Below are 18,805 nucleotides of genomic sequence, written 5' to 3' on the forward strand. Positions count from 1 at the left end.
GATCGACATTCATGCCTCACCGCCTCGTCTCCCCGAGAACAGCATCGCCGCAGGAGCTGGACGCCATGGTGCATGTGCTCGACGGAGCGGATATCATGGTTCATCGTTTCGACGGAACGATCACGCACTGGTCGATCGGCTGCGAGAACATGTATGGCTGGGCAAGAGAGGAGGCGGTCGGCGAGAAGATCCACGAACTTCTGGCGACGAGGTTTCCCGAATCGGCGGAAAGCATCCGCGACCAGCTGAAATCGCGCGGCTTCTGGCAGGGCGAAATCATTCATCGCCATAAGAGCGGGCACGACATTCATGTCGCTTCCCGCTGCGTGCTGGTCAATCTGCCGGACGGAGAGCTTACGGTCATCCAGACGAACAGCGATGTCAGCGCTCTGAGACAGGCTCAGGAGGCGGTCAAGTCGCGTGAGGCGCATCTCAGCTCAATCCTCGATACCGTCCCCGATGCGATGGTGGTGATCGACCATAAGGGAACGGTGCTGTCGTTCAGCAAGGCTGCCGAAAAGCTGTTCGGAATGCCCGCGGATCAGATTTGCGGCCGCAACGTCAGCAACCTGATGCCGACCCCTTACCGTGAGGCTCATGACAGCTATATCGACCACTATATTGAAACCGGCGAGAAGCGCATCATCGGCTACGGGCGTGTGGTAACCGGCCAGCGGGCCGACGGCTCACAATTCCCCATGGAACTGCATGTCGGCGAGGCGACGGCCAATGGCGCGCGGATTTTCACCGGTTTCGTCCGGGACCTGACAAGCCGCTTCAAGATCGAGGAGGATCTTCGCCAGGCGCAGAAGATGGAGGCGATCGGACAGCTCACCGGCGGCCTCGCGCATGACTTCAACAATCTCCTGACCGTCATCAGCGGCAATCTCGAAATGATCGAGGACAAGCTGCCGCCCGGAAGTCTTCGCGATATTCTCAAGGAGGCGCAGGCCGCCGCGCAGGACGGAGCGATCCTGACCGGCCAGCTGCTGGCCTTCGGCCGCCGGCAGCCGTTAAACCCCAAACATGCCGATCTTGGTCAGCTCCTGAGCGGCTTTTCGGATCTGCTGCGGCGGACGCTCGGCGAAGATATCAAGCTCTCGACTGTCATTGACGGGTCGGGTTTCGACGTCCTCGTCGACAGCTCACAGCTTCAGAACGCCATTCTGAACATCGCGCTGAACGCAAGGGACGCGATGCCGAAGGGCGGCAGTCTGACGACGACGATCTCGCGCGTCCACCTCGACGCCGATTATGCCAAGATGTATCCGGAGGTGCGCAGCGGCAACTTCGTCCTCATTACCATGACGGATACCGGCACGGGCATGAGCGAGGAGGTCAAGAAGCGCGCGATCGAACCGTTTTTCACAACGAAGGAAGTCGGCTCGGGCACGGGTCTCGGGCTCAGCATGGTCTATGGTTTCGTCAAGCAGTCGGGCGGGCACCTCCAGCTTTACAGCGAGGTGGGGCGCGGTACGACAGTCAGGATATATCTGCCTGCGGTCAACGGGGCGACGCCTCGGGAGCCCACGCCGGATCATGGCAGCGGCGAGAGCCAGCTGCCGCGCGGAGATGAAACGGTGCTGGTCGTCGAGGATGACGCCCGCGTCCGTCGCGTGGCCGTCGCCAGGCTCGCGTCAATGGGTTACACAGTGCGTGAAGCCGAGAACGGCCACCGCGCACTCGAAGTTTTGCAGGAAGACGACGACATCGCGCTCCTGTTCACCGACATCGTCATGCCGGGCGGGATCACTGGTGACGAACTCGCCCGAGAAGTGCGCGTTCTGCGCCCCGACATCGCGGTTCTGTTCACGTCAGGATATTCCGAGCCGGGTCTTGCGGAAAAAGGCACCGTTCCCGGCGCACAGTGGCTGCGTAAGCCCTATACCGCCAAAGAACTGGCCTTGAAGATCCGCGAGCTTCTCGACGCGAAGTGACTTCGGGCCTGTTGCCATTGTCGGCAGACAGACAAAAACCTGATCCCCAGCTCTTTTCGCGAATTTGACGGGGGTCAAAGAACCGGATTCCGGCATCTCCTAAGACCGGTTCACGCGGCGGATGGAGGTTCGCAGAACAGGAGATTGCACATGCGTTTGAAATTCGGTCTGATCGCTGCAGCGGCAGCCTTGATTGCCTCGGCAGCGCCCTTGATGGCCGCCGACCACCAGGTTCAGATGCTTAACAAGGGCGCGGACGGCGCAATGGTGTTCGAGCCCGGCTTCTTGAAGATCGCCCCCGGCGACACTGTCACCTTCATCCCTACCGACAAGAGCCACAACGTCGAGACCTTCAAGGGCCTCATTCCGGATGGCGTCGCCGAATTCAAATCCAAGCCGAACGAAGAGTATCAGGCGAAATTCGATGTTCCCGGCGCCTATGTATTGAAATGCACGCCGCATGTCGGCATGGGCATGGTTGCCTTGATCCAGGTCGGCGACAGCCCGGCCAATCTCGAAGCCATCAAAAAGGCAAAGGTGCCGAACATGGTACGCAAGCGGCTCGACGCCGATCTTGCCCATCTCACCCAGTAATCAATGACCGGCGCGGATGGCCGCACTCGCGCGCCATCCCGCACGATGGAGAACCCGCCTTGCCTTCGCCGGTGGCGGCCGTTCAAGACTGCGCTGCCGCTCAGGCTGCCGGCGATCGCCCGGCTCTGATGCAGTTCAGGCGGCCTTGCTGTGCTTGCGTCCGTGCGAGCCAAAATAGGCGTCGAACGCCGCCGCGACTGCACGGACCATGAAGCGTGCGTCTCGGGATACGACGATCCGCTCGCCGCTCATTGTCGCAACGCCGTCCGCCATCAGCTCACCGAGACGGTCGTTGCGCTCAACAAGGAAGCCGGTGTCGAAACCCGTTCCGCTGCTCACACTTCCGAGGTCGACTTCGAAATCGCACATCAGCCGTTCGATGATTCTCCCCCGAAGCTTGTCCTCTTGGCTGAGAAGATAGCCTTTGGCGGTGGGCAGGACGCCAGAGGCAATCCGCTCCGCATAGAGACCCAGAGGCACGTGGTTCTGCATATAGCCACTCGGTAGCCGACCGATCGCGGAAGCGCCGAGGCCGATGAGATTATCGCAGTCATCCGTGCTGTAGCCCTGGAAGTTTCGTCTCATCGTGCCGTTGCGTGCGGCGAACGCCAGCTGATCCTCCGGCAAGGCAAAGTGGTCAAGCCCGATACGCACATATCCGGCTTGTTGAAGCTCCTGGGCGATGGCTTCCGCCTGCTCGTTGCGCTGTTTTGCGTCTGGCAGCGATGCTTCGTCGATCAGACGTTGATGCTTCTTGAAGGAGGGTATGTGGGCGTAACCAAAAACAGCGAAACGTTCCGGACGCAGCTCCGCGGCAAGGCGGACGGTTTCCACACAGGATCGGACAGTCTGCTTCGGGAGGCCATAGATCAGGTCGAAATTGATGCCTGTCACGCCTGCGGAGCGCAACCCGGCGAGCGCCATCTCCGTCTGCTCGAAGGATTGCAGCCGATTGATTGCCGCCTGCACGACCGGGTCGAAGCTCTGGACCCCGAGGCTCGCGCGATCGACACCGTTTTCGAAGAGCGCATCGATCATGGGGGCGGCCAATGTGCGCGGGTCGATCTCGATTGCCACGCTGGCATCCGCTTCGAAGGCGAAGGCGCTCCGGAGCTTTGCCATCAGAGCGGAGAATTCCTGCGGCTTCATGATCGTCGGCGTGCCGCCGCCCAAGTGCACGTTTCTGACGGGCACGTCGTTGCCGGCGGCAAAGGAAACGAGCTCGATCTCCTGGCTCATCACATCAAGATATTCGACGACCGGAGCATCCTGCCGGGTGATGGTCGTGTGACAGCCGCAGTACCAGCACATCGAACGGCAGTATGGTAGGTGGAGATAGACCGAGACTGGTCCGGCCTCTCCGATTTCGGCAAGGCCGGCGGCATATTCATCCGGTCCGACGGCTGCTGAAAAAGCCGGCGCCGTTGGGTAACTCGTGTAACGCGGAAGCCGTGCATCGCCGTATTTTGCGACAAGATCGTCGGGCATCATCAGATTTCCTTTCAAAAAGCAGGATGCTTTATGCCCAGGGGCCGCACGGTCTTCCTTGTTCCAAATCAATGATGTTGCCGTCGCCGCGAAATCATCCAGATATTTGTACATTGCCTTAAAGCCGTCGCGGGTGGTCCCGGCGCGGATGTTCGGTGCCGTCCCCGCCCTTTCGAATTGATCGAGGTCAAAGCGTCTTTTGACCGGCGTCGTAACCTGGAAAACTGGAATAGGCCGCAGCGACGAACCAATGATCCGGAGCGATGGAATGCCATATGAAATCGTCACAGCAAGTCTCGATGCGAAAGACAAGTCAGGGCATATCGATGTGCGGTTCGGGCCCGACATGAAGACCGTCATCGTGTCCCGGCGGGCATTGCTGTCCGTTGCGTCGCCGCCGCGGGCAACCGAATTCCGCCTTCTTCAATACGTTGACACTTTCTGCCAAATAGCCGCGCGCCGCCTTGCCTTAACGAGCGGCAACACGATTCTGATTACGGCGAACGATGTCCGCGGATGGCTCTGCGCATGGCAGTCCTCGCCGGCCCCCGTCCCGATGCCGGCGAAACGCCATTGGCTGCACGACGCCAGACCTGCATAAATCCGACCTGAGTGGATTTGCGGCTTCCGATGAGGACAACGCCGGCCGGCTGGTGACACCAGCTTGAGGGGCATGTTAAAGACGATGCCATTGATACGATCTGTAACGAGCAACGGCTTGGCGGATGGACGATGACAGCACTTCAGCATGACGCGCATCTTCTCGTCGTCGACGACGATCCGCGCATTCGCCAGATGTTGACGCGCTATTTCGAGGATGAGGGTTACACGGTCTCTTCCGCCGCCGACGGGACCGAGATGCGTGTGCGCCTGCGCCAGCAGAATTTCGACGCCGTCCTGCTTGACCTCGTTCTTCCCGGCGGTACGGACGGCCTTGACCTTGCCCGCGAAATCCGCGCCCAATCCGACGTGCCGATCATGATGCTGACGGGCCGCGACGACGTCGTCGATCGAATCGTCGGTCTGGAGGTCGGCGCCGACGATTACGTCGCCAAGCCCTTCCATCTCCGGGAGGTCCATGCGCGCCTGAAATCGATCCTACGCCGCCGGCAAGCTCCGGCGCGTAGCAGCGAGGCGGCTGGCGAGGAGATTATCGGCTTCGAAGACTGGAAGCTCAATCTCAGCCGCAGGCAGCTTTTCGATCCGGAAGGCACGGAAATCGAATTGACGACCGGCGAGTTCGATATGCTGACGACCTTCGTCCGCCATGCCGGACGGGTTCTGACCCGCGACGTGCTGATGGACCTGACCCGGGGCCGAAGCCTCGAAGCTTTCGACCGGACGATCGATGCTCAGATCGTCCGGCTGCGGCGCAAGATCGAGACCGACCCGAAGAAGCCGCAATTCATCAAGGCCGTGCGAGGCGTCGGCTACGTCTTTACCGCAAGGTTGGATTGACGGTTGCTGGAGATGGCGAGGCTGACGCGCCTCGCCATCTCCCTGCGACGTCCAAGCATCAGGAGCCCAGCAAGGCGGTGATCTCGGCGCGAGAAGGCATGGCGGGAGCCGTGCCTGGCCGTGTTACCGCGATTGCGGCGGTCGCGCAGCCGAAGCGGACGGCCTCGATTGGCGCCCGGCCTTCCGAAATCGCCGTCGCGAACCCGCCGAGGAAGGCGTCGCCGGCCCCGGTTGTGTCAATGACATTTCCCGCCGAAAATGCGGGCACGAATTCGCTCTGCCCGGCGGTGTGATAGAACGCACCGCGGGCGCCGAGCGTGATGACCGCTGCTTTTGCGCCCCGATCGATCAGCGTGTGTGCCGCTGCACGTGCCTGCTCATCGGTTTCGATCGCATGGCCCACCAATTCCGCTGCTTCGACTTCGTTGGGAACGATGAAATCGCACAAGCCGTAGATGCTGTCCGGAATGGCGCCGGCCGGCGCGGGGTTGAAGATCGTAATGGCCCCTGCCCTCTTTGCGATCGACAGGCCGTGCAAGGCCGCTTCCAGCGGTTGTTCGAGCTGTGTCATGAAGATGGCGGCGCTTTCGATCGCCGCCCGGTTCACTTCGACATCTTCGATGCCGATCAGCCCCGCGGCGCCCGGCACCACGATGATGGCGTTGTCGCCGCTCACTTCGTCGACGAAGATGAAGGCAGCGCCCGTGGAAACGCCCTCCATCTTCATCACATTGGCTCTGACGCGCGCCTCCGCATAGGCAGCAAGGGCCATAGCGCCGAACGCGTCGTTGCCGACCCGTGAAATAAAAGTCACCTTGCCGCCTGCCTTTGCCGCGGCAATCGCCTGGTTGGAGCCTTTGCCTCCCGGCCCGAGCGTGAAACCCGATCCCATCAGCGTCTCGGCGATATGGGGCAGGCGCTTCGCCTTATAGGCGGTGTCGGCGGCAAAAATGCCTAAAATGACAATCCCGCTTTTCTCGCTCATCTCACGGCCTCTTCCGCTGGAATGACGCCCTTGGTCAAAAGGAAGCATCCATAGAACCGCAATTCCCCGGTTGCGATCACGCAATAAGCCTTTTTGGCGATGTCGTAGAACGCCATCCGTTCGACGGGATACATCGGCGACGGCTTGCCTTCGGCGCGGTCGACAATCGCCTGCACTTCCTGCTGAATCGGCGGAATTTCATCCGGCTTGCCGATCACTTCCATGCGGCCAACCGAAGGCTGGATCGGAGTGTCCAGAGGCAGGACCGAAAGGACCGCGTCGATCGCCTGCGGCGCGGGAATGTTTTCCATGGTCAGCAGTCTACCCAGACGCGTTTGGCGGGCTATCGAATCCGATGGAAAATTCATGTCGGAGATGACGAGATAGTCGCCATGTCCCATGTTGCAGAGTGCTTGAAGAATGTCGCCGTTGAGTTCGGCCCGAATTCCCTTGAGCATTTGATCTTCCATCCTTTCTCTAGCCGGAACACCGGCCGTGCTTCAATTTCTGTGCCCGGCGAGATCCGGCTTGGAGCGCCGCGCGCCCTTTCGGACGCACAAAGGGCGCTCCCACTCTTTGGATCTACGCATCGGGCTTTCCGAGCATCGCTTCCGATTTTCGGGCCGGTGCGCCAGGTTGCGGGCACGGGCCGCTCGAACCGCGCACGATCAGCGATCCGTCCACCATTTCGTCCCCCTTCCCCGGCGGTTCTTCGAGGAGAAGGCTGACCGCGCGCCGCGCCAGCATGTCGGCCGGCTGGCGGATGGTTGTCAGCCGCGGCACTACGAGATTGGCAAGCGAAATGTCGTCGAAACCTGTGACGGATAGTTTTCGCGGCACGTCGATCTTGAGGTCACGGGCGGCACGTAATGCGCCGATCGCCTGCTGGTCGCTGGCGGCCGCGATTGCCGTCGGCCGGCTTTGCGGCGGGCGGGAAAGCAGCTCACGGGCAATTCTTTCGCCGGATTCGTAGTCGAATCTGCCATGGGCGATTTCCAGCTCGACAGGCTCGCCGGTCTTGCCGAAGCCGTCCATGCGGCTGATGAAAGCCTCTTTGCGGATGCGCCCTGCTTCGGTGTCGGTCGGCCCGGCAATGTAGGCGATGCGCCGGTGCCCCAGCCCATAGAGATGATCGGCAATCAGCGTGGCCGCCTGCGCATGGTTGGTTGATACCAGGGGAAAGGCGCCGAAGCGCCGGTCCAGCGATATGACCGGCACCGAGGCTGGCAGATCGAGACCTGAACCGTCGCTCGAAGCCACCACGATGATGCCGCGCACTGATCGGTCGAGAAAAGCCGAAACATGGCTCTGCTCCGCCTCGCTGTCGTTATGCGAGCTTGCCAGCATCAGGCTGTGACCGCATTCGAGCGCCGCGCGCTCGACGCTTGCCGCAAGCTGCGCAAAAAAAGGGTTGGTGATGTCGGGAACGACGAGGCCGATGACGTCGGTTCTGCTGGTGCGCAAGGCTCGTGCAGTCACGTTCGGTCGGTAACCGAGCGCCGAAATGGCGTCGTTGACCCTTTCACGGAGCATGGGTTTGACCGCGGCTTCGCCCGACAGAACACGCGAAACAGTGCCCACGGAGACGCCCGCATATTCGGCGACATCCTTGACTGTGGGCATCTTCACCATGTTCAAACGTCCCGCGGCTATTTTACCGCTCCTGCGGTCATCCCGGCGATGATGTGTTTTTCCAGCACGACGCCGACGATGACCAGCGGAAGAATACCGGCGGTGGAAAGCGCGGCCATCGACCACCAGTTGATGCCCTGGCTGCCTGTCTGGCTGGCGATCATCACCGGCAGCGTGTTCGTATTGGTGGAAGTCAGCAATGCGGCGAAGAAATATTCATTCCAGCACAGGATCAGCGCCAAAAGGAAGGCGGCAACCATGCCCGGCAGGACGAGCGGCACGATGATGCGGGCAAACGCTCCCCAGATCGACAGGCCGTCGACCAGCGCGGCCTCCTCGAGCTCGACCGGTATGGTGGCGAACTGGTCGCGCATGATCCAGACGACGATCGGCAGAACCATCAGCGTATAGACGGCGATCATGCCGGCATAGGTGTCGAGCAGCGCCAGTTCCTTGTAGAGAACCAGGAATGGCAGGGCCAGGACGACGGGAGGCATAATGAGCTGCGACAGGAAGAAGAAGGAAATGTCGGAATTGCGCATATGGCCGAACTTGTAGGAGAAGCGGCTGAGGCCGTAGGCGGCGAGCGATCCGAGCACAACCGCAAGAGCGGATGCGGTGACGGAGATGATGACGCTGTTCCAGAGCCTGCGCATGAACTCGTCACGCACGGTCGAGATCTGGGGAATCGTATCGGGAGAGAGGCCGAGCGAGCGCCAGCCGAGCCAGTTGGGCGCGAAATTGAACCACGGGATCAGATTGCCGCGCATGACGTCTGCGGCTGTCTTGAACGAGGTTGAAACCGTCCAGAACAGCGGGAAGATGCAGACACAAGCCCAGATGACGAGCAGCCCGTAAACGGCCAAACGCATGGCCCACCAGCGAATGCGTTGGCCTCGTCCGTATTTTTCGAAATCGATGCGAACCATCAGAGCCTTCCTGTCATCCGCTTGACGATGCGGTCGGAGATCTTCATCAGCCCCGTCATGCCGACGACGATGATCACGAGATAGACGAGCGCGAGCAGGGTCCCATATCCGACATTCGAGCGGTCTCGGTATTCGCGGTAGATAAAACTGGTGACGGAATCGGTCGCCCCGCCAGGCCCCCCCGATGTCACCGTGATGATGATGTCGGCGAGCTTGAGCTTGAAGATGATGCGGATCATCACTGCCGTGACCGACACGGGCAGCATCAGCGGGAAAATCACCTGCCAGAAGCGCTGCCATTTGGTGGCGCCGTCGACTTCGGCCGCCTCCAGCACCTCCCTCGACAAGCCCTGCAATCCGGCGAGCAGCATGATCATCATGAAGGGAATGAAGGTCCAGGCGTCCATGATCATGATCGAGAGGCGCGCCGTCAGCGGATCGCCGAAAAAGGAGGGGTTTTCCCAGCCGAGCCAGCGGGCCATGCGCGCAATCGGGCCGAAACGGGTTTCCAGCATCGATTTTCCCACCATCCAGCTCACCGCGACCGGCGACAGCATCAAGGGCACGAGGAACGTGACGCGCCAGAACTTTCGGGCAATGATTTCCTGGTTAAGGAGCAGCGCCAAGCCGAAGGCGATCGCATATTCCACGGCAATCGCAAGGCAATAAAGGATCATGTTGAGCAAGGCATTGGCATAGAACGGATCGGCGACCATCCGGCGCACATTGTCGAGCCCGTTGAAGCGCCGCCCGGCAGAAGAGGCGAGGTTCCAGTCGGAGAAGCCGATCCAGAGCGCAAAGAGCAGCGGGAAGACCACCATCGATACGACGAAGAGTGCTGCCGGCAGAACAAAGAGCGCCTTCTTGCCGGCCTCGCCGTATATGACGACGCGGGTGACGCAAAGAACCGCGGCCCAGATGAAATAGGCGTAGAGAACCGGCCGCCAGTTGGCAAAGCCCCAATCGGTCCAGCCAAGTTCGTGGACAGCTTCCAATACAAAGGATGCGATGAACCATATGGCGCTCAGCCACAGAGCCGCGCGGCCCCAGAAACGGCGGCTCGCGGAAATGGAGCCGGCTTCGACCGTGTGGAGCAGGTCGCCTTCGACTGTCGACATTGATATTCCTCGCCCGGACAGGATGGGCGCCGGCGGAGCCTTTTCAGTCCGCCAGCGCGTTTATGCCAATCGATCAGAGCCCGAGGCTCGTCCGATAGAGCTTCAGCTGGCTATCACGGCCGATCTGGTCGGTGATCTTTTCCCAGGCGGCGGCAATTGCATCCGCGGTTTCCTGTGCCGACTTGTATTGTCCGGCAAAGCCCTTCGCCAATTCGTCCTCCGCAACGGAGTAGTATTGGAAGATGCCGGGGATGCGCGGCTCGATCGCAGCGTTCGGATGGTTGTAGCTGTCGGCGTTCGAACCCAGATAATCCTCGATGTAGGCGCGATCGTAACCTGCCTTTTCCCATTCGTCGTAGTTGAAGTGCGACTGACGATAGGGCTGGAAGCCGGACGGATAGGCCGACGTCCACAGGGAAAGATCCTTGCCGCCGAGATGGGCTGCAGCAGACCAGGCCGCCTTGCGCTTCTTCTCGTCGCTCGACACCCGCTTGGTGACATAGATGCCCCAGCCGAGATAGGCCATGTTGGGCGCTTCGTTATACTTGTCTTCCCATTGGCCGGACTTGCGGTTGTAGACGCGGTTGGAGCCGCGGTTGATGCCGAAGCCCACCACGTCGCCGACGACCGACGTATCCGAGGTGCGCGCGCTGGAGCCGACGTCGCCCCACCACATCAGCATGGCGCCGGTGCCTGCCAGGAACTGCGAGAAGGCTGTGGTGCCGGGGTCCGCATTGATCTGGTCGGCAGGATAGGCCTTGGCCGCGATCAGATCCAGCACATCCTGGATCGCCTGGACCCAGGCGGGGTTGTTGACCAGCGGCTTCATATTTTCGGGATCGAACAGCCAAGCCGGATCGCCCGGATATTTGGCATAGGCCGTCGCCCGGTTCTCGATGAAATAGAAGCCGAAGCCGCCCCAGCCCTTGAGCGGGTCGAGATAGCCGTAGGCCGGCTGGCTGGTCAAGGGATCGGTCTTGCCGATCAGCGCCTTGGACGCTGCGTTGACGTCCTGCCAGGTCTTCGGCGGCTCGGACATGCCGCTGATCGAGCCTTCGCCGAAGTAGTCCTTGCGATAGGCGAAGGTGTGGCAGTCGCCATCGATCGTGACGCGATAGGTTTTGCCGTCCCAGGTGCCGACCGGCGGCTTCAGGTAGCTCACCAGGTCGTCGGCTTCGACCTGCTTTGCAGCCCAATCAGGCATCTCGTCGAGAAGCCCGCGTCCGGCGGTATCGCCTTCGAAAGGCGCGCCCATTTCAAGGATGTCGAAATCGACCGTGCCGGTTGCGATCGACTGCTGAAGGCGGGCGTTGTAATCGGCCTGAGCAAGGTCGATCCAGTTGATCTTGGCCCCGGTATAGGCTTCCCAAGGCTTCAGGAAGCCGCGGAACAGGAAGTTGTGCAGATTCTGGTTGTTGAGCCCCATGAAGGTCAGCTCGACGCCGGCGAATTCACCCTGCTTGACATTGGCCTTGGTCGGGCCGAGGCAGAGTTCGCCGACCTTCTGCCAGTCCGCGTCCGTCGGCGAACCCTTGCCGACGCCCGGGATCTGCAGGATCTGCGCGCGTAGGTCATCGGCGGCGAATGCGGCGCCGGGAATTCCGCCCATCGCGCCGGACAGGCCGAGCAGAGCCGCCGCACTTGCCGTTCCCCGCAAAACGTCGCGGCGGCTTGCCTGACGGCGCATCAATGCATCGTAAATTTCGACTTTCATGTCTTCCTCCTCCACGTTTGGTGCGCTGCCGCCAGCCAGTGTTCCGGATAGGCTCCGGCCCGAATTTGGGACTGGTCTCGTGCAGAACTATCTGGTAAACAAGAAAATGAAACGTTTCATAATTCTTGTTTGAAACCGCTCCTCTCGGTCTCATCATTGAGCATTAGACGGGAAGCGGAAAAAGTCAATAAAAAATGAAACGTTTCATGGAGGAGGTTTTGGAGGTATTTCGGGTCGTGGCAGAGCGCGTTTTCGTTGTGCCTCATACGCTGGATACTGTCGAGAGATTCATCCCCTGGAATGTGTGCCTGGGGTGACCGGAAAGCGAGTGGGAGGCATATGGCTGAGGTCAATATTTCAGAGGCGCGGAAGGCATACGGCGCCTTAAATATCCTGCATGGGGTCAATATAGACATTCGCGACGGCGAGTTCGTGGTGCTCGTCGGCCCGTCCGGCTGCGGCAAGTCGACCTTGCTGCGCATGGTCGCAGGGCTCGAGAGCATTACCGGCGGCACCATCTCGATCGGCGGAAAGATCGTCAACAATCTGCCGCCGAAGGACCGCGATATTGCGATGGTCTTCCAGAGCTATGCCCTCTATCCGCACAAGACCGTTGCCGAGAACATGGTCTTCGCGCTGCGCCTCCAGAAGCAGCCGGCCGATCTCATCAAGCAGCGCCTGCAGGCGGCGGCCGAAACGCTCGACCTCGTGCCCTATCTTGACCGCTATCCGCGCCAGCTTTCGGGCGGCCAGCGGCAGCGCGTGGCGATGGGACGAGCCATTGTCCGATCGCCGCAGGTCTTCCTCTTCGACGAGCCCCTGTCGAATCTCGACGCCAAGCTGCGCGTACAGATGCGCAAGGAGATCAAGGAACTCCACCAAAGACTGAGAACCACGACGATCTACGTCACCCATGACCAGGTCGAAGCGATGACCATGGCGGACAAGATCGTGGTCATGCAGGGCGGCAAGATCGAACAGACGGGAACGCCGCTGGAACTCTACGATCGTCCGCGCAATACCTTCGTGGCCACCTTCATCGGCTCGCCGTCGATGAACCTGCTGAAAGGTCACTACAAGGCCGATGGAGCCGTCTTCGTCACGGAGACAGGCGATGAGATCGCGCTCGGTTTCACGCCGGAGGCCTCCGATGGCCAGGCTGTGCGTCTGGGCGTGCGGCCCGAACATCTGTCGCTCGCTCCGAGCGGCCTGAAGACGACTGTCAACGTCACAGAACCCACCGGCCACGAGACGATGGTATTTCTGCGCTACGGATCCGGCGAGCTTGTCGCCGTGCTGTCCGAACGTCACGATTTCGAGCCGGGGCAGGCCGTAACGATCGCTGCCAGGCCGGGCAAGCTTCATCTGTTCGATGCGGAGACCGGCAAGACGCTGCGACGGGATTGACGAGCCACTGTTGCTCGCCAACATGCCGCGGCTGATGAGGCGCGCGGCCTTCGTGGCGTTGACAATGAGTTCGAGAGCCGGTGCTTGATCGCATGCCGTCTCTCAATGCGATAGCAGGACAGGCAGGGTGATGTTGGTCAGCACCGCCTGCGTCGCGCCGCCGAGCACGAATTCGCGCAAACGCGAATGACCGAAGCCGCCCATGACGAGAAGGTCGGCCCGCAATTCGAAGGCCTTGCTCTGCAGTACCTCGCCGACTGGATCGCCGTGCGTGCGCAGGTGCATCGCCTCCGCCGTCACGCCGCTCTTCAACAGGTTTTCGATGAGATAATCGCCCGTCTCGTATGTCACCGGCTTCTCGTTGATCACGGAAAGCAGGCAGACCTTGGAGGCCTGCTCCAGGAAGACGGAGGCATCATGTGCCGCCCGCGCAGCCGTGCGGCTGCCATCCCAGGCGATGGCTACACGATCGATCCGGCCGCCGAAAGGCGCCGGCGGGTAGAGGATCAGCGGCCGCCCCGACCCGAACAGTACCGCCTCGACGATCGGACGGGAGAGGCCGGCCAGTTCCAGAAGCACGAGATCGTAGGCGCGCGAGGCTTCCGCCAGCGCGTCGACGACGAATGGCTCCTCGACCTTGATCTCGCGGGTGCGAAGATCGACCGAAGCCGCCCTTGCCTCCTCGAGCGCTTTCTGCGCCAGCGTCGAAGCGCGCTTGTGGCTCAGCGCCGCCGCTTCCCGCGCCATTTGTGCCGCATCGATGATCAGTGAGGACAGGGCGTTGGAGACGTCGGGTACGGTAATCTCCACGGCACAGACGGTGAGCGTCGCCTGCATATGGCGCGCCAGCATCACCGCATTGGCGATCATGATTTCCGAAGTCGCGTCAGGATAGGTGAGAAGCGGAAGGAAGATATGCCGTTTCATGGTGTACACCCCAAGAAGAGAATGGCGGTCTGTGTCGCCACTCTCGCACTTGAGCGGGATTTGCGCGTTGACATGTCTCAATCTGCCCATCCCCTCCCCCATTGACGCCGATCAATGCAGCCTTCCTAGACGGTTGTACGGTGATGAACATTGCATTCGGCCAGCCGCCGGCCGGCCGAATGGGCGAACAGAGCGCGGCATGTGCCGCCGTTTCACGCAGCGGGAAAGCTTCGATGAAGAACGAAGAGATAGAAAACAAACTGAAGACCATGAAAGCGGACCTGCAGCGCCGGCGGTCGGCGATCGATGCCGACCTCGGTGTCGCGCTGGATCCGGACAGCGAAGATCGCATCACTCAGGTCGAGAATGATCAGGTGCTGACCGAAATGCGAAGGGAAGCCGCTGCGCAAATCACATCGATCGAGGCGGCCCTCGAACGGCTGAAGCGCGGAAGCTTCGGTCGCTGCGTCAGATGCCTCGCCCCGATCGAACCCAACCGGTTGGAGGCCATCCCCTACACGCCATACTGCGTGACCTGTGCCCGCCTGGCGGACGAGAGGCATTCCTCGTAGGATTGAAGCATTCTGCCCGAGCAGATTCCATCACGAATCGATAAGCGTGAGTGGCGGCGAGTATGGTCATCCCGGCATGAGCGGCACTCTTGCTGCCCGAGCCCTAAATCGGCCCTGCGGACCCAATACCACATTGCTCTTTATCAATGCGCGAAGCCGCGCGGTCGGCCTAGAATGACTCCTCGAACATCCGAAGGAGCGTCTCATGTCATTGGGTTTACGGGAACTTACGCTGGCTGAATGCCACGCCGTTCTGGGAGAGACAAGATTTGGGCACCTAGCCTGCTGCAAGGACAGTCGGCCCTATGTCGTGCCTATCTATTTCGCCTTCGAAGATGGCGTCGCATACTGTTTTTCGATGCCCGGCCGCAAAGTCGAATGGATGCGGGAAAACGACAGAGTGTGCCTGCAGGTGGACCGGCGGGTCGGCAAAGGCTGGACGAGCGTTATCGCCGAAGGAAAGTTCGAGGAGTTTCCCGACACTGAGCTCCGGCGGAGCGAGCGTGTGCACGCCTGGGAAATATTGCAGAAGCACCCGGACTGGTGGGAAGTCGGTTCGCTCAGCCCGAAGGAGGTTCCGATTCTTGCCGAATCTCCGCACATTTTCTTTGGCATCCTTGTCCAGACATTGTCAGGCCGCGCGGCCTTCGCCATCGATTAATAGCTATCGCCCGGACACGTGCAGCAACCGGGCGACATGCATAGCAAGGTGTGAGGCGACGGGCCGGCTGAACGCCGGCCGGTTCAATGTGCCATGAAGATGGGCATCGTGCTTTCCTCGATCATGCCCCGTGTCACCCCGCCAAAGATCGTCTGCTGCCAGCGCGGATGGTTATAGGCACCCATGACGATCAGGTCGGCGGACACGTCGACTGCATGCTGCCGCAGGACCTGGTCTGCCGGCCGGCCACCGCTGGCGACGCGATCCACCTGCACCTTCACGCCGTGCCGGGCAAGATAGGCGGCAATGTCGGCGCCCGGCTCCTCGCCGTTCGCCCGCATCCGTGCCATGGGGTCCACCATGGTGACGTAAACGGTGTCGGCTTGCTTGAGCAGATCAAGCGATTGCCGGGTGGCGCGTGACGCTTCGTCGCTGGAGTCCCATGCCAGCAAAACCGATCTCGACGAGGCATTCATTGCTCGTGTTCCGCGGTTGATGAGGATCGGCGTCGGCGTCTGGAAGAGTGCACCATCGATGATGCGTTTGCGGAGATCGTCGTCTCGGGCCGCCTGCCGCCCGACCAGGACGACGTCGGCATAGAGTGCCCTTTCGGCAATATCTTCGTCAGCCCATGCGAGTTCCGTGTAGACGTCCTGGACCTCACAGGAGATCTCGCTTCGGTCGAGAGTAGTCTTGATCTCCTCAGTCTTCCGGGACAGAACGTCGATTTCGCGTTGGCGTTCGTCAAGCCAGACAGAAGAGATGGTGTTATAATTGCCGATCGTTGGTGCAGTTCCCAACGAGATCACCAGCGCGTTCAGATGCGCGCCATGGGCGCTGCAGAAGTCGATTGCGGTTTTGAGATCTTCCTCGAACTGATGAACGCTGAGGATGCTGAGTACGGTCCTGATGGTCATGTCGATATACCTCTCTCTGGTTGGAATGGAAAAAGATAGTCGCGATGGCCCCGGCTTCCTTGACCTTCGTCAAAGCGCTGTCGATTTCTGCCCTGTAGGCTGCTTCCCGATTGACAGGGAGTGGCTGTAGACGTCCCTATCGCGGAATCCGGAGAGGTGCGGGACCGGTCATCGGAAAGGAGGCAGCAAATGCTGTCGACGGAGCGAGATTTCAAACGGGGCGGCGAGCGGTTGCCCATTCCTTCGCAAGGTGAAGTCGAAGGCAAGCTTCTCATGTTCGAAGCGGTTGCCGTCACCTGTTTGCAGGAGCTTCTCGCCAAAACGGAATCGCCCCTGGTCCCCAGGCTTCGCCGGAGACTTATCCGTAATCTGAAGGAGCGGTGCGCCCCATTGAAGCTTTGCGCGGATGACGAAAAGGCGGCAGAGGAGTTCGCGCTCCAACTGTTGAACGCAGCCCTGGAAGAAGCAGAAGACGAGGGAGCGGGCTGAGTGCCGACGCCTCAAGCGCAGGTTCGAGCGCCCAGGTCTTTGACCGTCTCATCCGCCAGCTTGCGCACCACCTTTGCGGAGACCACCCCCATTTTCGAGGAGATCCCGGCCAGTCGCGCGGTCTCTCGAGGCGCCTCGGCCAAGGCATTCTGCGCAAAGTCGGCCACGACCTCGAACGTATCGTTCAGTTCGGCACTTTCGGTGAGGTCATCCAGGAAGATCTGGTAGAGTTGAAGCCGGCGCCGGAATGACGCCAGTAGCTCGATCTGACAACGCAGCATCGTCCGCGACGCCTCGATATTCAGTCTGTAGGCTGCGAGGAAAAGATTCCTTGCAGAGGCAGGCAGCGCCTGCTCCGGTATCAAAAGCGCGTCATCGACCATGGCGGAATCCTCTCGTCTCCTTCAAGATTATCGTCGCGGCGAAAGATCTCGTTGATCTGCATCAAGCGGACTCTGCTCATTGCAACGGCACGATGGGGTGATTCAGCAATCGCAATGACCGGGCCGCATAGGGTGGATGGCTTTCAGGAGCAGCGGAATGGAAATGCATGCTTGCCATGGCATATCGGGCAGAAGACCTCCGGGAGGCGGCGCCGACAAAAACTGGACCTTCGGATGATGACTTCATTGGTGATGGCTGATGCATTCCAGCGCCTCAGTCTTGCGCTTGCGATCGGCATACTCGTCGGCATCGAACGTGGATGGCAAGAACGCGAGGCCCCGCCGGGCAAGAGAGTGGCCGGTATCCGCACCTATGGCCTCTCGAGCTTCCTCGGCGGCTTCTGCGGCTTCCTGCAACCTATTGCGGGGCCGATCCTATCGACGGCCATCTTCGTATTCTTTTGCATCACGATCCTTGTCTTCAGCCGCATGCAGGCGCTGCGGGAGGGTGACTACAGCGCAACCGGCGCCATTGCTGCGATCACAGTGTTTGCGCTCGGTTTCGGAGCCGTCGTTGCAGATATGACGACGATCGCGGCGAGCGCGGTCGCCATGACGGCACTTCTGGCGGCGCGGGAGCCACTGCACGGATTTCTGCGGAAACTGACCTGGCTCGAGTTGAGAGCCGCCCTGATCTTGTTGACGATGACCGTCGTCATTCTTCCAATTCTTCCCAACGAGGCGGTCGATCCCTGGCAAATGATCAACCCCTTCGAGCTGTGGATGCTGACCATATTCGTGGGAGCGGTTTCATTTGTTGGCTATGTGATGATCCGGCTCACCGACGCCAGAGCCGGACTGCTCCTGACGGGCGCATGTGGGGGTATCGTTTCCTCGACGGCCCTGACCCTTTCCTTTGCCCGACAGTCCAGGCAGATGCCCGCGCTCTCGCCGCTGCTTTCAGCCGGAGCGATGATGGCGGGGGCGGTATCCCTGAGCCGGGTGCTTTTGATTTGCGGTGTCATCGCACCGGCGGTGCTGGAGGAGCTTGCGGCATTGCTTGGCCCGGGTGCGGCGGCGCTTGCCATCGGCGGTGGCTTGGCCGGCTTGTCGCCGCGCGCCGGTGACAGTCCCGACTTTTCACCGAAAAATCCGCTGGAGGTGATCGTCGTCCTACGCTTTGCTCTTCTTCTTGCCGCTGTCACCATCGTGACGCGGGCGGCCTTGGAATTCTTCGGAACGCAGTCGCTGGCGGTGGTCGCCTTCATCACCGGGCTCGGCGATCTCGATGCGATAACGCTTTCGATCGCGAAGCTCCCGAACCTGCCGGCGGACGCGGCTGCACAAGCCATAGCGGTCGCTGCTTTCGCCAATCTTCTTGCGAAAACAGGGCTTGCAGCAAGCGCGGGAAGCCTTGGCTATGCGGTTCGGCTCGCCATCGTGAGCGGTATCGCGGTGCTCGCCGGCCTCGCCGGCTCGTTCATGACGTAAGCGACTGATCTCGTTGTTGGCGCCGGTGCCTGCCGCTCGATCGCGCCGGATCTGACGCGCCACTTCATATGAGTGCCGAGACTCACCACCGTCGGGGAGGTGA

Annotated in this window: 18 protein-coding genes; 8 read left to right on the top strand and 10 right to left on the bottom strand. The window is 60.8% G+C overall.

Annotated features, from left to right (window positions below; all coding sequences use genetic code 11):
* Nucleotides 1-11: 11 nt before the first annotated feature.
* Nucleotides 12-1,937, top strand: a complete 1,926-nt coding sequence (locus NMA58_RS32035) for a PAS domain S-box protein (RefSeq protein WP_434715240.1) — start codon at nucleotides 12-14, stop codon at nucleotides 1,935-1,937.
* A 150-nt stretch (nucleotides 1,938-2,087) separates the two neighbouring features.
* Nucleotides 2,088-2,531 carry a pseudoazurin gene (locus tag NMA58_RS32040; protein ID WP_434715241.1) on the top strand — a complete coding sequence of 148 codons (444 nt, stop codon included), beginning with the start codon at nucleotides 2,088-2,090 and terminating at the stop codon, nucleotides 2,529-2,531.
* A gap of 135 nt (nucleotides 2,532-2,666) precedes the next feature.
* On the opposite strand, the gene hemN is transcribed toward NMA58_RS32040, so the two are convergent.
* Nucleotides 2,667-4,019 (bottom strand): oxygen-independent coproporphyrinogen III oxidase, encoded by a 1,353-nt coding sequence (gene hemN, locus NMA58_RS32045; protein WP_434715242.1) that lies wholly within the window; start codon nucleotides 4,017-4,019, stop codon nucleotides 2,667-2,669.
* Between the two features lie 732 nt (nucleotides 4,020-4,751).
* Here hemN and NMA58_RS32050 point away from each other — a divergent pair.
* Nucleotides 4,752-5,477, top strand: a complete 726-nt coding sequence (locus tag NMA58_RS32050; RefSeq protein WP_430960569.1) for a response regulator — start codon at nucleotides 4,752-4,754, stop codon at nucleotides 5,475-5,477.
* 58 nt (nucleotides 5,478-5,535) lie between these two features.
* Here NMA58_RS32050 and NMA58_RS32055 read toward each other — a convergent pair whose 3' ends face one another.
* The 6 genes from NMA58_RS32055 to NMA58_RS32080 all read right to left on the bottom strand — a co-directional run bounded on the left by NMA58_RS32055 (nucleotide 5,536) and on the right by NMA58_RS32080 (nucleotide 11,855).
* Nucleotides 5,536-6,462: a ribokinase gene (locus NMA58_RS32055; protein ID WP_434715032.1), complete on the bottom strand. Its 927-nt coding sequence runs from the start codon at nucleotides 6,460-6,462 to the stop codon at nucleotides 5,536-5,538.
* Entirely contained in the window at nucleotides 6,459-6,920 is a 462-nt protein-coding gene (locus tag NMA58_RS32060; protein WP_011427726.1) for an RbsD/FucU family protein, read from the bottom strand. Before NMA58_RS32060 ends, NMA58_RS32055 begins: the two co-directional genes overlap by 4 nt.
* Nucleotides 6,921-7,044: 124 nt before the next feature.
* On the bottom strand, nucleotides 7,045-8,094 hold the full coding sequence (locus NMA58_RS32065) for a LacI family DNA-binding transcriptional regulator (protein ID WP_430960571.1): 1,050 nt from the start codon (nucleotides 8,092-8,094) through the stop codon (nucleotides 7,045-7,047).
* A gap of 17 nt (nucleotides 8,095-8,111) precedes the next feature.
* The gene (locus NMA58_RS32070) at nucleotides 8,112-9,023 is read right to left on the bottom strand and encodes a carbohydrate ABC transporter permease (protein WP_183700060.1); all 912 of its coding nucleotides are present in this window, start codon (nucleotides 9,021-9,023) and stop codon (nucleotides 8,112-8,114) included.
* Complete coding sequence (locus NMA58_RS32075) at nucleotides 9,023-10,141, bottom strand: carbohydrate ABC transporter permease (protein ID WP_434715034.1); 1,119 nt, start codon at nucleotides 10,139-10,141, stop codon at nucleotides 9,023-9,025. Before NMA58_RS32075 ends, NMA58_RS32070 begins: the two co-directional genes overlap by 1 nt.
* A 73-nt stretch (nucleotides 10,142-10,214) precedes the next feature.
* Nucleotides 10,215-11,855 carry an extracellular solute-binding protein gene (locus NMA58_RS32080; protein ID WP_434715036.1) on the bottom strand — a complete coding sequence of 547 codons (1,641 nt, stop codon included), beginning with the start codon at nucleotides 11,853-11,855 and terminating at the stop codon, nucleotides 10,215-10,217.
* Between the two features lie 339 nt (nucleotides 11,856-12,194).
* On the opposite strand from NMA58_RS32080, the gene NMA58_RS32085 reads away from it, so the two are divergent.
* Nucleotides 12,195-13,262, top strand: a complete 1,068-nt coding sequence (locus tag NMA58_RS32085) for an ABC transporter ATP-binding protein (RefSeq protein ID WP_434715038.1) — start codon at nucleotides 12,195-12,197, stop codon at nucleotides 13,260-13,262.
* Nucleotides 13,263-13,364: 102 nt separating this feature from the next.
* Here NMA58_RS32085 and NMA58_RS32090 read toward each other — a convergent pair whose 3' ends face one another.
* Complete coding sequence (locus tag NMA58_RS32090) at nucleotides 13,365-14,189, bottom strand: universal stress protein (RefSeq protein WP_434715039.1); 825 nt, start codon at nucleotides 14,187-14,189, stop codon at nucleotides 13,365-13,367.
* A gap of 233 nt (nucleotides 14,190-14,422) precedes the next feature.
* On the opposite strand from NMA58_RS32090, the gene NMA58_RS32095 reads away from it, so the two are divergent.
* Both NMA58_RS32095 and NMA58_RS32100 read left to right on the top strand, forming a co-directional pair.
* Entirely contained in the window at nucleotides 14,423-14,761 is a 339-nt protein-coding gene (locus tag NMA58_RS32095) for a TraR/DksA family transcriptional regulator (protein ID WP_434715041.1), read from the top strand.
* Nucleotides 14,762-14,966: 205 nt separating this feature from the next.
* On the top strand, nucleotides 14,967-15,422 hold the full coding sequence (locus tag NMA58_RS32100; protein ID WP_430960576.1) for a pyridoxamine 5'-phosphate oxidase family protein: 456 nt from the start codon (nucleotides 14,967-14,969) through the stop codon (nucleotides 15,420-15,422).
* 83 nt (nucleotides 15,423-15,505) lie between these two features.
* Here the strand turns inward: NMA58_RS32100 and NMA58_RS32105 are convergent, their stop codons facing one another.
* Complete coding sequence (locus tag NMA58_RS32105) at nucleotides 15,506-16,339, bottom strand: universal stress protein (RefSeq protein ID WP_430960577.1); 834 nt, start codon at nucleotides 16,337-16,339, stop codon at nucleotides 15,506-15,508.
* A gap of 189 nt (nucleotides 16,340-16,528) precedes the next feature.
* Between NMA58_RS32105 and NMA58_RS32110 the strand changes: the two genes are divergently transcribed.
* Entirely contained in the window at nucleotides 16,529-16,828 is a 300-nt protein-coding gene (locus NMA58_RS32110) for a hypothetical protein (protein ID WP_430960578.1), read from the top strand.
* Between the two features lie 11 nt (nucleotides 16,829-16,839).
* On the opposite strand, the gene NMA58_RS32115 is transcribed toward NMA58_RS32110, so the two are convergent.
* Nucleotides 16,840-17,211: a hypothetical protein gene (locus NMA58_RS32115; protein WP_430960579.1), complete on the bottom strand. Its 372-nt coding sequence runs from the start codon at nucleotides 17,209-17,211 to the stop codon at nucleotides 16,840-16,842.
* Between the two features lie 234 nt (nucleotides 17,212-17,445).
* On the opposite strand from NMA58_RS32115, the gene NMA58_RS32120 reads away from it, so the two are divergent.
* Nucleotides 17,446-18,702, top strand: a complete 1,257-nt coding sequence (locus tag NMA58_RS32120; protein WP_434715043.1) for an MgtC/SapB family protein — start codon at nucleotides 17,446-17,448, stop codon at nucleotides 18,700-18,702.
* Nucleotides 18,703-18,805: the final 103 nt, after the last annotated feature.

Origin of the sequence: Rhizobium sp. YTUHZ045, from assembly GCF_051124255.1 — a bacterium.
In the GTDB taxonomy this organism is placed as follows: Bacteria; Pseudomonadota; Alphaproteobacteria; order Rhizobiales; family Rhizobiaceae; genus Rhizobium.

Excerpts from the sequence above, each read along its gene's own strand:
- NMA58_RS32110 (WP_430960578.1), top strand. The coding sequence starts at position 16,529 with ATGCTGTCGACGGAGCGAGATTTCAAACGGGGCGGCGAGCGGTTGCCC.
- NMA58_RS32095 (WP_434715041.1), top strand. The coding sequence starts at position 14,423 with ATGAAGAACGAAGAGATAGAAAACAAACTGAAGACCATGAAAGCGGAC.
- NMA58_RS32050 (WP_430960569.1), top strand. The coding sequence starts at position 4,752 with ATGACAGCACTTCAGCATGACGCGCATCTTCTCGTCGTCGACGACGAT.
- NMA58_RS32040 (WP_434715241.1), top strand. The coding sequence starts at position 2,088 with ATGCGTTTGAAATTCGGTCTGATCGCTGCAGCGGCAGCCTTGATTGCC.
- NMA58_RS32105 (WP_430960577.1), bottom strand. The coding sequence starts at position 16,339 with ATGACCATCAGGACCGTACTCAGCATCCTCAGCGTTCATCAGTTCGAG.
- NMA58_RS32100 (WP_430960576.1), top strand. The coding sequence starts at position 14,967 with ATGTCATTGGGTTTACGGGAACTTACGCTGGCTGAATGCCACGCCGTT.
- NMA58_RS32120 (WP_434715043.1), top strand. The coding sequence starts at position 17,446 with ATGATGACTTCATTGGTGATGGCTGATGCATTCCAGCGCCTCAGTCTT.
- NMA58_RS32060 (WP_011427726.1), bottom strand. The coding sequence starts at position 6,920 with ATGCTCAAGGGAATTCGGGCCGAACTCAACGGCGACATTCTTCAAGCA.
- NMA58_RS32115 (WP_430960579.1), bottom strand. The coding sequence starts at position 17,211 with ATGGTCGATGACGCGCTTTTGATACCGGAGCAGGCGCTGCCTGCCTCT.
- NMA58_RS32090 (WP_434715039.1), bottom strand. The coding sequence starts at position 14,189 with ATGAAACGGCATATCTTCCTTCCGCTTCTCACCTATCCTGACGCGACT.
- NMA58_RS32085 (WP_434715038.1), top strand. The coding sequence starts at position 12,195 with ATGGCTGAGGTCAATATTTCAGAGGCGCGGAAGGCATACGGCGCCTTA.
- NMA58_RS32075 (WP_434715034.1), bottom strand. The coding sequence starts at position 10,141 with ATGTCGACAGTCGAAGGCGACCTGCTCCACACGGTCGAAGCCGGCTCC.
- hemN (WP_434715242.1), bottom strand. The coding sequence starts at position 4,019 with ATGCCCGACGATCTTGTCGCAAAATACGGCGATGCACGGCTTCCGCGT.
- NMA58_RS32035 (WP_434715240.1), top strand. The coding sequence starts at position 12 with ATGCCTCACCGCCTCGTCTCCCCGAGAACAGCATCGCCGCAGGAGCTG.
- NMA58_RS32080 (WP_434715036.1), bottom strand. The coding sequence starts at position 11,855 with ATGAAAGTCGAAATTTACGATGCATTGATGCGCCGTCAGGCAAGCCGC.
- NMA58_RS32055 (WP_434715032.1), bottom strand. The coding sequence starts at position 6,462 with ATGAGCGAGAAAAGCGGGATTGTCATTTTAGGCATTTTTGCCGCCGAC.
- NMA58_RS32070 (WP_183700060.1), bottom strand. The coding sequence starts at position 9,023 with ATGGTTCGCATCGATTTCGAAAAATACGGACGAGGCCAACGCATTCGC.
- NMA58_RS32065 (WP_430960571.1), bottom strand. The coding sequence starts at position 8,094 with ATGGTGAAGATGCCCACAGTCAAGGATGTCGCCGAATATGCGGGCGTC.